The sequence below is a fragment of the Blautia sp. HA9023 genome, assembly GCF_056504095.1.
Genome location: NZ_JBWLUR010000006.1, coordinates 761385 through 774398, shown reverse-complemented (window position 1 = coordinate 774398; position 13014 = coordinate 761385). Strand labels below are relative to the sequence as shown.

At 43.3% G+C, this 13014-nt stretch carries 14 protein-coding genes; 10 read left to right on the top strand and 4 right to left on the bottom strand.

Annotated features, from left to right (window positions below; translation table 11 throughout):
- Positions 1–45: 45 nt before the first annotated feature.
- From AC04Q6_RS07550 to tnpA, 3 genes are all read right to left on the bottom strand, one after another.
- A complete protein-coding gene (locus AC04Q6_RS07550) occupies positions 46–2868 on the bottom strand; it encodes an HD domain-containing phosphohydrolase (RefSeq protein ID WP_118071524.1) in 2823 nt (940 codons plus the stop codon).
- A gap of 212 nt (positions 2869–3080) precedes the next feature.
- Positions 3081–4337 (bottom strand): RNA-guided endonuclease InsQ/TnpB family protein, encoded by a 1257-nt coding sequence (locus AC04Q6_RS07545; protein ID WP_243004411.1) that lies wholly within the window; start codon positions 4335–4337, stop codon positions 3081–3083.
- Positions 4338–4352: 15 nt separating this feature from the next.
- Entirely contained in the window at positions 4353–4763 is a 411-nt protein-coding gene (tnpA, locus tag AC04Q6_RS07540) for an IS200/IS605 family transposase (RefSeq protein ID WP_255820981.1), read from the bottom strand.
- Positions 4764–5214: 451 nt separating this feature from the next.
- On the opposite strand from tnpA, the gene AC04Q6_RS07535 reads away from it, so the two are divergent.
- The 10 genes from AC04Q6_RS07535 (at position 5215) to AC04Q6_RS07490 (ending at position 11830) form a co-directional block, all read left to right on the top strand.
- Positions 5215–5526 (top strand): hypothetical protein, encoded by a 312-nt coding sequence (locus tag AC04Q6_RS07535; protein WP_147343507.1) that lies wholly within the window; start codon positions 5215–5217, stop codon positions 5524–5526.
- Positions 5499–6314 carry a sensor histidine kinase gene (locus AC04Q6_RS07530; protein WP_118071521.1) on the top strand — a complete coding sequence of 272 codons (816 nt, stop codon included), beginning with the start codon at positions 5499–5501 and terminating at the stop codon, positions 6312–6314. The genes AC04Q6_RS07535 and AC04Q6_RS07530 overlap by 28 nt, the downstream gene beginning before the upstream one ends.
- Positions 6256–6669, top strand: coding sequence for a response regulator (locus AC04Q6_RS07525; RefSeq protein ID WP_118071520.1), 414 nt, complete (start codon positions 6256–6258; stop codon positions 6667–6669). Before AC04Q6_RS07530 ends, AC04Q6_RS07525 begins: the two co-directional genes overlap by 59 nt.
- Before the next feature lie 218 nt (positions 6670–6887).
- On the top strand, positions 6888–7229 hold the full coding sequence (locus tag AC04Q6_RS07520; RefSeq protein WP_021976587.1) for an arsenate reductase family protein: 342 nt from the start codon (positions 6888–6890) through the stop codon (positions 7227–7229).
- 60 nt (positions 7230–7289) lie between these two features.
- The gene (locus tag AC04Q6_RS07515; protein WP_021976586.1) at positions 7290–7511 is read left to right on the top strand and encodes a hypothetical protein; all 222 of its coding nucleotides are present in this window, start codon (positions 7290–7292) and stop codon (positions 7509–7511) included.
- 119 nt (positions 7512–7630) lie between these two features.
- Positions 7631–8152 (top strand): O-acetyl-ADP-ribose deacetylase, encoded by a 522-nt coding sequence (locus tag AC04Q6_RS07510; RefSeq protein ID WP_334303699.1) that lies wholly within the window; start codon positions 7631–7633, stop codon positions 8150–8152.
- A gap of 3 nt (positions 8153–8155) precedes the next feature.
- Positions 8156–8368 (top strand): hypothetical protein, encoded by a 213-nt coding sequence (locus tag AC04Q6_RS07505; RefSeq protein ID WP_118062253.1) that lies wholly within the window; start codon positions 8156–8158, stop codon positions 8366–8368.
- Positions 8369–8539: 171 nt separating this feature from the next.
- Positions 8540–9262 (top strand): AzlC family ABC transporter permease, encoded by a 723-nt coding sequence (locus AC04Q6_RS07500; RefSeq protein ID WP_118062252.1) that lies wholly within the window; start codon positions 8540–8542, stop codon positions 9260–9262.
- A gap of 60 nt (positions 9263–9322) precedes the next feature.
- Entirely contained in the window at positions 9323–9649 is a 327-nt protein-coding gene (locus tag AC04Q6_RS07495) for a branched-chain amino acid transporter permease (protein ID WP_118062289.1), read from the top strand.
- A gap of 663 nt (positions 9650–10312) precedes the next feature.
- Positions 10313–11830 (top strand): CoA-acylating methylmalonate-semialdehyde dehydrogenase, encoded by a 1518-nt coding sequence (locus AC04Q6_RS07490; protein WP_021977103.1) that lies wholly within the window; start codon positions 10313–10315, stop codon positions 11828–11830.
- Between the two features lie 293 nt (positions 11831–12123).
- On the opposite strand, the gene AC04Q6_RS07485 is transcribed toward AC04Q6_RS07490, so the two are convergent.
- Positions 12124–12888: a DeoR/GlpR family DNA-binding transcription regulator gene (locus AC04Q6_RS07485; RefSeq protein WP_021977104.1), complete on the bottom strand. Its 765-nt coding sequence runs from the start codon at positions 12886–12888 to the stop codon at positions 12124–12126.
- Positions 12889–13014: the final 126 nt, after the last annotated feature.

The window sequence follows — 13014 nt, the reverse complement described above, 5'->3', positions numbered from 1 at the left end:
TGAATGAGTACATAAAAAACTCATTTATCTGCCGGTATTTTGTTATTAAGGCTGTTTTTCGTCGATCATGGAGAGATATTCATAAATCGGATGAAAATCGCGGTCGCTGCACTGGCGGTAATATTGCAGGAAGATCCTTTCCATGATATTGGGAATCTGTGTTTCAATCGGCTCGAACAATATGATCAGATATTGCATGGAACTGTAGCGGGTACAGATATCCACGCGGCGGATTTTTTCACAGATGGCCTGCTCCATGCATTTCAGAGCGTGCTCAATGGCTTCGATGTTAGGCAAGGTATCAATGACTGTCTCCATGGTAACCATGACGAGGTAACAGCGGCAGTTACTGCGGTTGACAAGCTGGCTCATGTATTCATAATGGCGGGCAAAATCACGGTAATTCAGATCAAGTGCACCACGGTAGCTGCCACTTTCACGGAGAGAGTTCGCGATCAGCTTCAGATCTTTTCCAACGCTTGAGCTGGAAAGATCTCTGCGGTCCATCTGCTGATAGAAGAAAAACTGATTTTTACCATTTTGTTTTACGTAGTACAGTGTCTTATCTGCCTTTAGGTAGCAGCTTTCGAAGGAGTCCTCACAGGTGCACATGCAAAGGCCGGCAGAAAGTGTTGCGCACTGGATTTCCACATCGTTTTTGATAATGGAATGAAATTCCTGAAAAAGTTTGTGCATCTGTTCTGCAACTGCTTCATGAGAAACATCCGGCATGAAAATGAGAAATTCATCTCCGCCAAGACGGCTGGCAATGCCATGTCCTGTGTACTTGGCGAGCATATTGCCCAGAAGTTTCAGTGCCCGGTCTCCGGCGGTGTGGCCATAAATGTCATTGATCCGTTTGAGATTATCCATATCAAGGAAGATCAGGCAACCATTATGTTCCTGCATAAGTTCCGCGGCGAGACGTTCACCGAGGCTCCGCATGGGAAGCCCTGTGAGAAAATCGTAATTCTTGGTATCGGCCTGTGCCTTGATAGTAGTTACTACATCAGAGATGAACTTGCTGACGGTAAGCTGCATATCAGGAAAATTGTAGGAATCCGTATCTTCTGAATCGGAATCCCATTTTGGCAGCCGGTTTTCATCCATCAGTTTCAGGAATATATCGGTGATTTCAGGATCAAACTGAAGACCGCGGTTTTTGCGGATCTCTTCGTAAATGACATCACGGGAAAGTGCACTGCGGTAAATACGCCGGGAACTCATAGCGTCATAGCTGTCAGCCATGGCAACGATCCGTGCGTGAACAGGAATCTCTTTTCCGGCAAGTCCATCAGGATATCCATTGCCATCGTAACGTTCGTGATGGCCGCGGGTAACTTCGAGAACATGGGGAAGAAGAGTAACGTCTTTCAGGATCTCAGCACCAATAACAGGGTGCTTCTTAATAAGGCTGTATTCGTCATCTGTAAGCCGGGATGGTTTATTCAGGATTGAATCCGGAATACCGATCTTGCCGATATCATGTAAAAGTGCAGAATGTTTCAGTACCTGTATCTCTTCCGGTGACCAACCCAGTTCAGAGGCGATCAGTGCGGCGTATTCAGCAACCCGGTAAGAATGTCCACGGGTGTACTCATCTTTGGCTTCAATGGTTGTGGAGAGTGTCTGCATCATCTGAAGAGACATTTTTTCGGTTTGTTTTCGCCTTTTTTCAAGTTCGATCTGATGTCGCTGGATTTCTGTATCCTGGACATTTTTTAAGGTTCTTATAATGTTGACAAAAAGCAGGATCAGCATTCCGATTCCCATAAAAATTCCGGACAGGGATGTTACAAAATATACGGAGATCCCTTCAACGCAGGTACATATGATGGAGGTAAGCAGACCTAGCAGAAGAATACGGTCTGCCTTATTCTGCCCGGCCCGTATATATTGAAAAAGATGTATAAATATAAGGATAAGTGTAAATGCAAGGAGCAGCTGCCCAACGGGAAGCGTTTCCATATAATCTGCTTTTTTCGTTACAGCCAGAACAGAACAGGCTGCAAAATTGGCAAGTGCGATCCAGCCGAGACATGCGTAAGAACGGTGGTGCTGCTCTTTCTGTATGCTGTCCGCATAAAGGATGATCGGAAGCGGGCTTAACAGGATCATAACGAAACACAGAGATCCCAGGGCGGAAGCGTTGGGAACCAGGAGCTGACGCATTTTTGATTCTCCAAGCATCCATATGGCACCCATGACCATACACCATCCCAGATATTCCATATCAAATCTTTTTTTGTATACCATTCCAAGGGCAAAGCTGAACAGAATGGAAATAATCCCGGAAAACAGAATAAAAAAGGCAATACCGGTGGACAATCCATATTCAGCGAAAATGGAAAGCCAGATATCGGATTTATTTCCACAGTAAATGGTATTTACAACCCCGGAATAATTGGAAGTATATGTAGTCAGCTCAATGCGGAGCTGTTTTCCGGCATCGCTGGAAGAAACCGGACAGAATATATAACGGCTGGCAGAATTTTTGCCGGCCAGCCGGGTTTCACGTGTACTGTAACTGGTGCGGAGTTCATTATTAATATAGACGTTTACATCCTGCAGGGAAGAACGGATGGCGATGTCCGTTTCCTGGAGAGTGTCCGGAAGCTGTGAGATGAGGACCATTGTTTCACCGGCAGGAACTTTGTATTTTCCGGGAACAGTAATTTTCTCGGAAGTTCCGTCAGATTTCTGCCAGATAAAGGTACCGGAATAAATAACGGGACCGGAAGACATTTCCTGAGAACGCTCATCTGCACCAAAAAACTGCATGAAAAGGAACCAGCCCAAAATGGCGATCATCAGGATATAAAAAAGGTATCGTTTTCCTCTGTCGAGGGTAAAGGCTTTTTCTTTCATAGGATATCCTCCTTGCGTCTGGGAGTTCAAAGTATGAGGGATAGTCACCTAATTATAGCTTTATTATAACAGAAGAAGTATTATAGCGGTTGTAATATTTGAGGTTTCGTAGTGAACTACTCGGCAACTGAGTTACCTGAGCATCTGAGCAAGGCGCGTCAGCGCCTTGTTCTCAGGGTGCGTCCATAACACCACTACTGCTTGCTTTTCAGCTATACAGCTACTTTTATTATTTCTGGATTTTTCAGTCCCTTTACGGACAGTTCCTTTTGTTCTCCGGTTACGGAAAGATATTTCCTCAGGATATTAAACGCCCCTACTGCATCCGCATTGTAAGTTTCCGTATTGTCTCTGTACAGCCCTCTTTTTTTTCGATTTGATGGGGCTGCATATTTTTTTGTAACTTCCGGTGACAACGGACTGCACTGACTGGTATACGCTTCTTTCTGTTTTACAAAACATATCCCATACATCTTTAATTTATATTCCAGCATAATATAAATCCTGTTATATGGAAGTCCATGGAATTTCTGGTTTGTCATATGGCCCATGTCCTTATTTTTCCTGATATTTCCGATATCTCCCACAATCACGCAGGTGATCCCCTGTTTTTTACAGTACTCAGTAAGATACATTGTGATCTTGTGAAGATAATCGGTTACCGCATCCTGTTTTTTCTTATAAAGACGCTGGATATGTTTGGAAGACCGTGGATACTTTATCCCTTTTGCTGACTGCTGTCCATACCATACAGACTGTATCCGGGCAACCTCCTTATGAAAATATCTCTCCAGCGCAAGATATTTTCTCCCCAGGATAAAAGTCTTTCCGTTTCCGGAATCATAACAGGTCATAAGATTATGAAGTCCCAGGTCTATCGCCAGGTAATGGCCTTTATCCGGAAGTATTTCCGGGTCTGGGATCTCATAAACAACAATGATCCTGCTGGTCCCTTTCTCCGGTGGATAGATACGGATCTGCTTGATCTGGTCCATGCTCCTGAAGATCTTATTTTCAAGATAGAGAAATTTTTCATGGATACCAAATGTTTTTTCCATATATATCTTCAACGCTTTGGGAAGTGACAGGCGTACGCTTCCGGAACCTTGTTCATGAACGATCCCCATCTGCATATAGGCGACAGGAATATTTTCTTTTTTAAAACGTGGCGGCTTTGGTGCCTGTATGCCCCCGGATTTTTTCAAGGCATAGAAAGACTTCCACGCCTTATCCAGCTGCTTGCAGACTTCCTGTGCGGTCTGGGCTGGAAGCTGTTTATACCACAGTTCGTTCTTATGTACTTTTTTCTGATAATACCAGTCCGGATATTGTTCCAATCCCAGTTCTTTATAATGATATCTTTCGTAATTACAGACATTCCAGAGCTTGGATGCCGCATAACACATGTGCCCTATAAAATTTGCCTGATCCTCTGTAAATTTTATGCTTGATCTACGTGAAAGCAGCATTTTCCCACTCCGTTCTTAATATGACTTACTCTGATGTTCTATATACCTGCGTATATTTTCCTCCGAAACAGATCCGATCGTTTCCACATAATAGGAATGGTTCCACAGCTCTCCTTTCCACAGCTGGTTTCTTATCTCAGGAAAACGTTCGAACAGTTTTCTCCCTGTGATCCCTTTCAGATATTTAACAATCGCAGTGATCGATAATTTAGGTGGCGCTGACACAAAACAATGGACATGATCTCCCTCACCACATTCAAACAGATGGACTGTAAAGCCCTTGTCAGCAGCGATCTGCTGTACCAGCTCTTTTAAATATGCCTCGATCTCCGCATTTAATATCTTTCGTCTATATTTAACAGACCACACCATATGGTAATTGATATTACATACACAAGTACGGTAATGTATTAGATTTTCTTTCATACATATAGTATATCACATAGTCACAAAAGCATCAATAAAAACCGAACATATTTTCTTTTTTGTTCAGGCTGACTACAGCCATTTATCCTGTGCAGACATGCACGATATGGCGCTTTCATCTCGGCAATTGAATTACCGAGGATTCCCGCTTATCGTCCTAAAATAGTAAATAAGGTATAAATTGCCGTATAAACGGCAGAAAATGCACTATGACATAATTAAATGCACATAAGCACCCCCTGTTTTAACCGAATCAAGTAAGTCCCCTGCTTCAATTGCGAAAAGCAATAAGCAGTGAGTGGGGATTTGCACAAAACTGCAGGACAGGGGATGTGACTGTGTTTATGAGCATGTAGCATAGCGGAATGGAATGTCCGCTTTATGAGGGATTATGGAGTGAATTATAGCTATGATATATGCGGTTTTACTATGCAATAAAGAATGGAACATCGTGAAAATAAAGCAAAACGTATCGGGGCTGTCTTTGAAACCGGGTGACTGTCTGGCGGATGTGGTGCAGGATGCAGATGAGCTTACAGAAAACGATGAGAAGCAGTATTCGCTGTTTCTGACATTCAGAGAAAACGGGATGACATTATCAACTCTTGTACGGAGCTTTCAGGAGGGGAATCTGGTCATCCTTTCTCATGTCCGGAGTGATGCGGATTTTGTAGAATTTAATAATGAATACCTGGATTTTGTGGAATGGGTGGAGAATCATAGAGAAATCTTGAAATGGCACTGGAAGAAAATAAAAAGATAAACCGGAAAATATCCGAAGCCAGACAGGCTGCAGAACAGGCGAGCCGGTCAAAAACGCAGTTTCTGGCAAATATGAGTCATGATATCCGGACTCCGATGAATGCAATTGTTGGATTAACGAAACTTATGCAGTATAGTCTGAATGATCCGGAAACTCTGGACAGTTACATTCAGAAGTTACAGTCTTCCAGCGAGTATCTGCTTGGACTGATCAATGATATTCTGGATCTGAGCAAGATTGAGAGTGGTTTCATAGAATTAAAAAAAGAGTCTATGAATCTCAGAAAAGTGGCGGAACAGATTGCCGCGATCATTCGCCCGAATGTACTGTCCGGTGGAAAGAAGTTCAGGATTTCTGAGGAGTCTTTCTGCCATGAGCATGTGCTGGGAGATTCGATCCGTATTCGTCAGGTATTGATGAATTTATTATCAAATGCTGTGAAATATACACCGGAAGGCGGAGAGATCAGCCTGCGTGTGGAAGAATTATCCAGTGATAAAAAATATGCGAAATACAGATTTACAGTGGAAGATACCGGAATAGGAATGACAGAAGAGTTTTTGCAGCATATTTTTGAGCCTTTTGCACGAGCTGAAATGCTGGAAAGGGAGATTCAGGGGACCGGTCTTGGAATGGCGATCACGAAGAGTATTGTAGATTCCATGAGGGGAACCATAGAGGTCTATAGCACCATAGGAAAAGGCAGCCGGGAACGAAGCAGAAGACAGTATGGAAGAAACAAAAGGTTCGATCCTCAATGGCATGCATTTTCTCTGTGCGGAAGATAATGATCTGAATGCGGAAATCCTGAGGTCCATGTTGGATCTGAAGGGAGCGTCCTGTGTGATCTGCTCCAATGGCAAACAGGTTGTGGAGGCTTTTGAGGAGTCAGAACCAGATCAGTATGATGCAGTTCTGATGGATGTGCAGATGCCGGTAATGAATGGTTATGAAGCGTCCAGAAGGATCCGCACCAGCAGGAGACCTTTTGGAAAAACGATTCCGATCATTGCGCTGACTGCCAATGCTTTTGCGGAAGATATTGTCCGATCATCGGAAGCGGGAATGGATGCTCATATTACAAAGCCAATTGATGAGAATAAATTAAAAGAGTGTATGCTGCGGCTGCTTGCAAGTCGATGAGATACCTGGAAAAATATAATGTTTCACGTGAAACATACGAAGAAGTCCGGAGAAATCCGGGCTTTTTTTTGAGAAAAGTGTGAAGTGAACAGGAACGATTGTGGCTATGAGTGAGCTGCAAAACGGAATAAGAATGTCCGGTTTATATATAGATGTGGTATAATGCAGGTAGTGACTGCGGAGTAAAAATCATATATCTTTGCAGAATGGGAGGTAACATGAATATACAGATTTTTGGAACAAAAAAGAACTTTGACAGTAAGAAAGCAGAGCGTTATTTCAAGGAGCGCGGAATCAAATATCAGTTTGTCGATATGAAAGAAAAAGGCCTGAGCAAAGGAGAATTTACCTCGGTGTGTCAGGCAGTGGGCGGATATGAGAAGCTGATCGATGAGAAATGTAAAGACAGGGATCTTCTGGCTCTGATCAAATATATTGCGGAGGAAGACCGTGCAGAGAAAATCCTGGAAAATCAGAAAGTTCTGAAGCTTCCGATTGTCAGAAACGGCAAACAGGCAACAGTCGGCTATGAACCGGATATCTGGAAAAACTGGAAATAAAAGATTACCGGACATTTTGCAGAAAGCAAAAATAAATAAAATCGAAAGAGAGGAATACCCATGAGTAAAATTGTAAATATCACATCAAAAGAAGATAAGGATCAGAAACTGCAGGATATTGCGAATTCACTGCAGGAACTGAAAGATGTTATGGCTGAGGTGATCGAGGCATATGAAGAAGACAATGCAGACAGTCGAAAAATGGATACGCTGACAGAAGCACTGGATGCGCTGGAGGATGCCTATGAGGCAGTCAGTGATGTGCTGCTGGAGGAATTATAAAATATAAACGTAAGGATGCAGATCACAGATGAATTCTATTGTATTCATGAGCATGTAGTGAGCATAGTGAAATATTTGTTTTGCGGCAGATTTCGGAAGGAGGAAGCGAAATGGAAACTATGATCCAGACAGTAATGGGGGATATCACAAAGGTTACAGATGTGGAAGCTATTGTTAATGCGGCAAATAACAGTCTGCTTGGCGGAGGCGGTGTAGATGGCGCGATTCACCGGGCAGCAGGTCCTGGATTACTGGAAGAGTGCCGTACTTTACATGGGTGTGAAACAGGCGAAGCGAAGATCACAGGGGCTTATGATTTGCCATGCAAGTATGTGATCCATACAGTAGGGCCAATCTGGTGGGGCGGTCTTCGGGGAGAAGCAGAGGCGTTAAAAAATGCGTATTATAATTCACTCCAGGTAGCAGTGGAGCACGGAATCAGAAGCATTGCTTTTCCATCCATTTCCACAGGGGTTTATCATTATCCGCTGGAAAAAGCAGCGTGTATTGCTGTGCAGACAGTAAAGGAATTCTGTGAAACACATTCCGGAAAGATTGAGGTTGTCCGGTTTGTATTGTTTGGGTGGCGTACATTAAAAGTATACGAAAAAGCAGTAGAGGAAATCTGGAGGGAAGTATAAAGCATGCAGTATAAAGTGCTGAAAATCGAAGAAGACATCGATTTTGGCTGCGAAGAACGCCAGCCAGGGGAAAAACTTATGTCCGTTGTTCTGCTGGAGAGAGAAGATGGATGTGAAATGAGTCTGAGACATGATGACGGGCTCTTATATGAAAGAGATATCAATGAGGGAGATATGGTTACACTGGATGAGAACCGTGAATTGTGGAAGGCGTAGAGCTATGTAGTGAAGAGGATATTTTTATCCGCTGGATTAAAATTTCACGGCTTTTACCGAAGTGATCAGGGTGAAAACATTTGCAAAAAAATGTTTTCAGATATTCTTGACAGCTTCAGTAGGAAAAAGTAAAGTATAACGTGGAAATTGCTGAAAGGAAATATCTGAGATATGAAGAAAAAAGCATTTAAGGCAGCCTTTCCGTATACTTTGCCTATCTGCGTGGGGTTCCTTTTTCTGGGAATGTCTTATGGTTTTATGATGCGAAGCAAGGGATTTTCCTTTGTATATCCATTATGTATGAGCTTTTTTATCTATGCGGGGTCCATGGAATTTGTTACGGCAAATCTGCTTTTGTCAGCATTTAATCCGGTGTATGCGTTCTTTCTGACACTGATGGTAAATGCAAGACATCTGTTTTACGGAATTTCCATGCTGGAGAAATATAAGAATACAGGATGGAAGAAGTTTTATCTTATTTTTGGAATGTGTGACGAGTCATTTACAGTCAACTGTACCGTAGATCCTCCGGAAGATGTGGACAGAGGATGGTTTATGTTCTTTGTAAATGCGCTGAATCAGTTTTACTGGGTGACAGGAGCTACAGCAGGAGCACTTCTGGGATATGTGATCCATTTCAATACAAAAGGTATTGATTTTGTTATGACAGCATTGTTTGTGGTAATGTTTATCAATCAGTGGGAAGAGGCAGAGGATCACAAACCGGCGCTGATCGGAGTTGGATGCTCAGTGATCTGCCTGGTGATTTTTGGAAGCGGGAATTTTATTCTTCCGGCTATGGCATCGATTATCTTATGTTTCCTGGGAATGAAACGATATCATGCGAGACAGCAAAAAGAGAGGATACAGGGATCAGAAGAATCTCCATCATAGAGAAGAATTCGAATGTAAAGATCCGGGCGTAGCCAGGGCAGGAGGAAGAAAAAAATGACGATGACAATAACACAGCAGATTATTACCGTTGCAGTAGTGGTGCTGGGAACGATGACAACACGTTTTCTGCCCTTCCTTATTTTCCCGGAGGGAAAAGAACCACCGGCTGTGATCACATATCTGGGGACAGTGCTGCCGTATGCAGTGATCGGACTGCTGGTGGTGTACTGCCTGAAAGATGTTCCGGGAAGCGGCCATTATGGGATACCGGAACTGATTGCCATTTTGTTTATCGTGGCACTGCATAAATGGAAAAAAAGCACTCTGCTCAGTATAGGCGGCGGTACGGTGCTTTATATGGTACTGGTGCAGACGATATTCGGGTGATCGGAATACGCAGAAAATTATAATGATGATAAGACATGAGGTAATGTATGGAGAATATGTTATCGCATGTCTTTTTTTGTTTTGTGGGTGGGGACTTGCTTGTATCAGGAGGAGTGCAAGCAAGTCCTGATAAACTGCGGAGCAGTTATTTGGTGTAGAGCTGCGTAGCGAAGCGGATTGCGAATATCCGCTTGACATGCGACGATTGGGAAAAAAAGAAGCGTGTACGTAATATACGGACAAATGTGTTTTTTACTTACTGAAATATATCGGGAATTTTACGGCTTTTTGGTACTTTTAGGGGTCATTTCAGCAGATTTACGGTGCGTTTTTCGGATGCTGTTTCAGGCAGTGTTCAGGGTGCATGTTACGGAAATAACAAAAATGAGTATCTTTTGCATTAATATTGAATAAGAAGATGGAAAGATGGAACATGGATTTATACCATAAATACGCTAATTACAAGAGCTTACACATCATATCTGAAATGCCATAAAATGTGAATAAATTAACACATAATTTTAAAAATATACTCAAAATATAACCACGCTATATTGACAAAAGTAAAAAGAAATGATAATCTGTGACCAGAACAAAACGAGAACGACAGAAATTTATGCAATGAAAAAATAAAAAGATAAACACGAAAGGGGTATCTTGAAAATGGCTGAGATCAAGAAAATGGGTTACTGTGTAAACGGTGAGTGGAAAGAGTCAAAAGCAGAGAAATACATGGATGTTACAGATTCCAGTACAGGTGAGGTGATCGCGCAGGTTCCTTGTTGTACACCGGATGAGGTAGAAGAGGCGATCGCTTCCGCGCAGGCTGCATTCCCGGAATGGTCCTCACTTTCTCTTGCAAAGAGACAGCAGTATATGTTCAGATGGAGAGACGTTCTTTATGCTCATAAAGAAGAACTTTCCGTACTTTGCGCAAAAGAGCTTGGAAAGAACATCAAAGAGGCAAGAGGAGATGTTCAAAAAGCGATCGAGCCTACAGAAGAGGCATGTGCACTTCCGACAATGATCCAGGGCGATGCTGCAATGCAGGTAACTACAGGATATGACACAGCTACATATCGTAAACCACTTGGAGTAACTGCTGGTATTGTTCCGATGAACTTCCCTGCAATGATCCCATGGGGCTGGATGGTTCCGCTTTCCATCGCATGTGGAAATACAGTAGTACTGAAAGCAAGCTCTCAGACACCGCTGACAGCTATGAGAATCATGGAGCTGTTCTATACAGAGGGTGGATTCCCGAAAGGTGTTGTAAACCTTGTAACATGCAGCCGTGTAGAGGCTGATATCCTTCTTACAGATGAGAGAGTAAAGGCTGTTACATTTGTAGGTACAACAGGTGTTGGTAAACAGGTATATTCCAAAGCAGCAGCTCATGGCAAACGTGTTCAGGCACAGTGTGAGGCAAAGAACCATGCACTTGTACTTGAGGACTGCAACCTTGAGGCTACTGTTAATGCGATCATCAACTCCACATATGGATGCGCCGGTATGAGATGTATGGCTCTTCCGGTTGTATGCGTGCAGGAGAGTATTGCAGATGAGTTTGTTTCCCTCCTTAAGAAAAAAGCAGAAGCCATGAAACTTGGATGTGCATATGATGAAGCTACAGATCTCGGTCCTGTAGTAAATGCAGGCCATAAGGAGAAGATCTGCAACTGGATCCAGAAAGGTATCGATGAGGGCGCAGAGCTTGTACTTGACGGACGTAATGTAGTAGTTCCGGGATATGAGAACGGATTCTTCGTAGGACCGACAATCCTTGATCATGTAACACCTGAGATGACAGTAGGAAACCGCGAGATCTTCGGACCGGTAACCTGCATCAAACGAGTAAAAGATTATGAGGAAGGTATTGCGATCATGAATGCCAACCCATTTGCAAACGGTTCCTGTATCTTTACACAGAGCGGATATTACAGCCGTAAATTCGCTATGGAGACAGACGGCGGTATGGTAGGAATCAATGTAGGTATCCCGGTTCCGACCGCATACTTCCCATTCTCCGGAAATAAAGATTCCTTCTTCGGTGATCTGCATGTTCTCGGAAAAGACGGATATCGTTTCTTCACAAGAGCAAAAACAGTTACAACACACTGGTTCGATGAAGCTGCCGGAAAGAGAAAAGTCGGCACATGGGAAGGAAGTACTGAGGCATAAGAAAGCTTCGAAAATAAATCCATGACACTGTAAGGCAGACCATGTAAAGTCTGCCTCTCAGATAAAATCCTCTAATGAGATGAGCATATTCAAAAACGGTGCATCTGCTGAACTCCTGGCAGGTGCACTGTTTTTGCCTGGCTGAATATCTGAATGGTTTTGCGGCGGATCATAAAAAAGTGTATCGGTGACAGAAATAAAGGATGTCACCGATACACTTTTTTGGTGCGTATGTTTTGTGCGTATGCTACCGGACTGGCGTATCTTACGGTATGCGGCTCATGATGAAAAGATCAGTCGATCGTCATAACACGGATGCCGTGTTCCTGGCAGAAATTATCGTATTCTTCCGGAAGTGCCTGGTCGGTTACGATGGCGTCCAGTTTTTCCATTGGAGAATAGGTCATAAGTGAGATCCGGCCGAACTTGGAATGGTCAGCAAGAAGGATCATGCTGTTGGCGTTCTCTGCAATGGCTTTCTTTGTGATGTATTCTTCGGCACTGGCGTTGGTGAGTCCGCTCTTCATCGTTACGCCTGTGCAGGCCATAAAAGCCATGGAAATGTTGTAAGTCTGCAGATAATCGTTGATATCAGGGCCTGTGAAAGACAGGGTCTTGCGGTTCAGTCTTCCGGGAACGGAAATGATATCCAGGTTCGGATAGGATGCTGCCTTGTTGAAGATAAGCAGGCTGTTGGTAAGGATCGTGCAGTGCTTATCCGCAATAAAATCAACCAGATTCAGACAGGTTGTACCGGTATCGATATAGATGGTGTCGTCTTCTGCCACAAGTTCTGCGGCACGGCGGCAGATTTCTTTCTTTTCTTCAGGAAAACGTCCGCCACGCTCTTCGTAAGACAGAAGGGGGAGAGTCTGTGGAGTTTCAAGTGCTGCGACACCACCGTATACTTTCATGATACTGCCGCGTTTCAGAAGGATGTCGACATCTCTTCTGATGGTGTTTTTGGATACGTTAAATTTCTCACATAATGTATCGAGAGAAGCGTTCTTATGCTCCAGCACATATTCTTCGATCATGTCCAGTCGCTGTGATTTCATAGAGGTCTACCTTCTTTCTATTGGTTAAGTCTTGGTTATATTTTATCATAAAAGAAGGCGGAGATAAAGTGTTTTTATGAGAACATACCAAAAAAATTGAACGCAGATCCTGTGCGGGACCTGCGT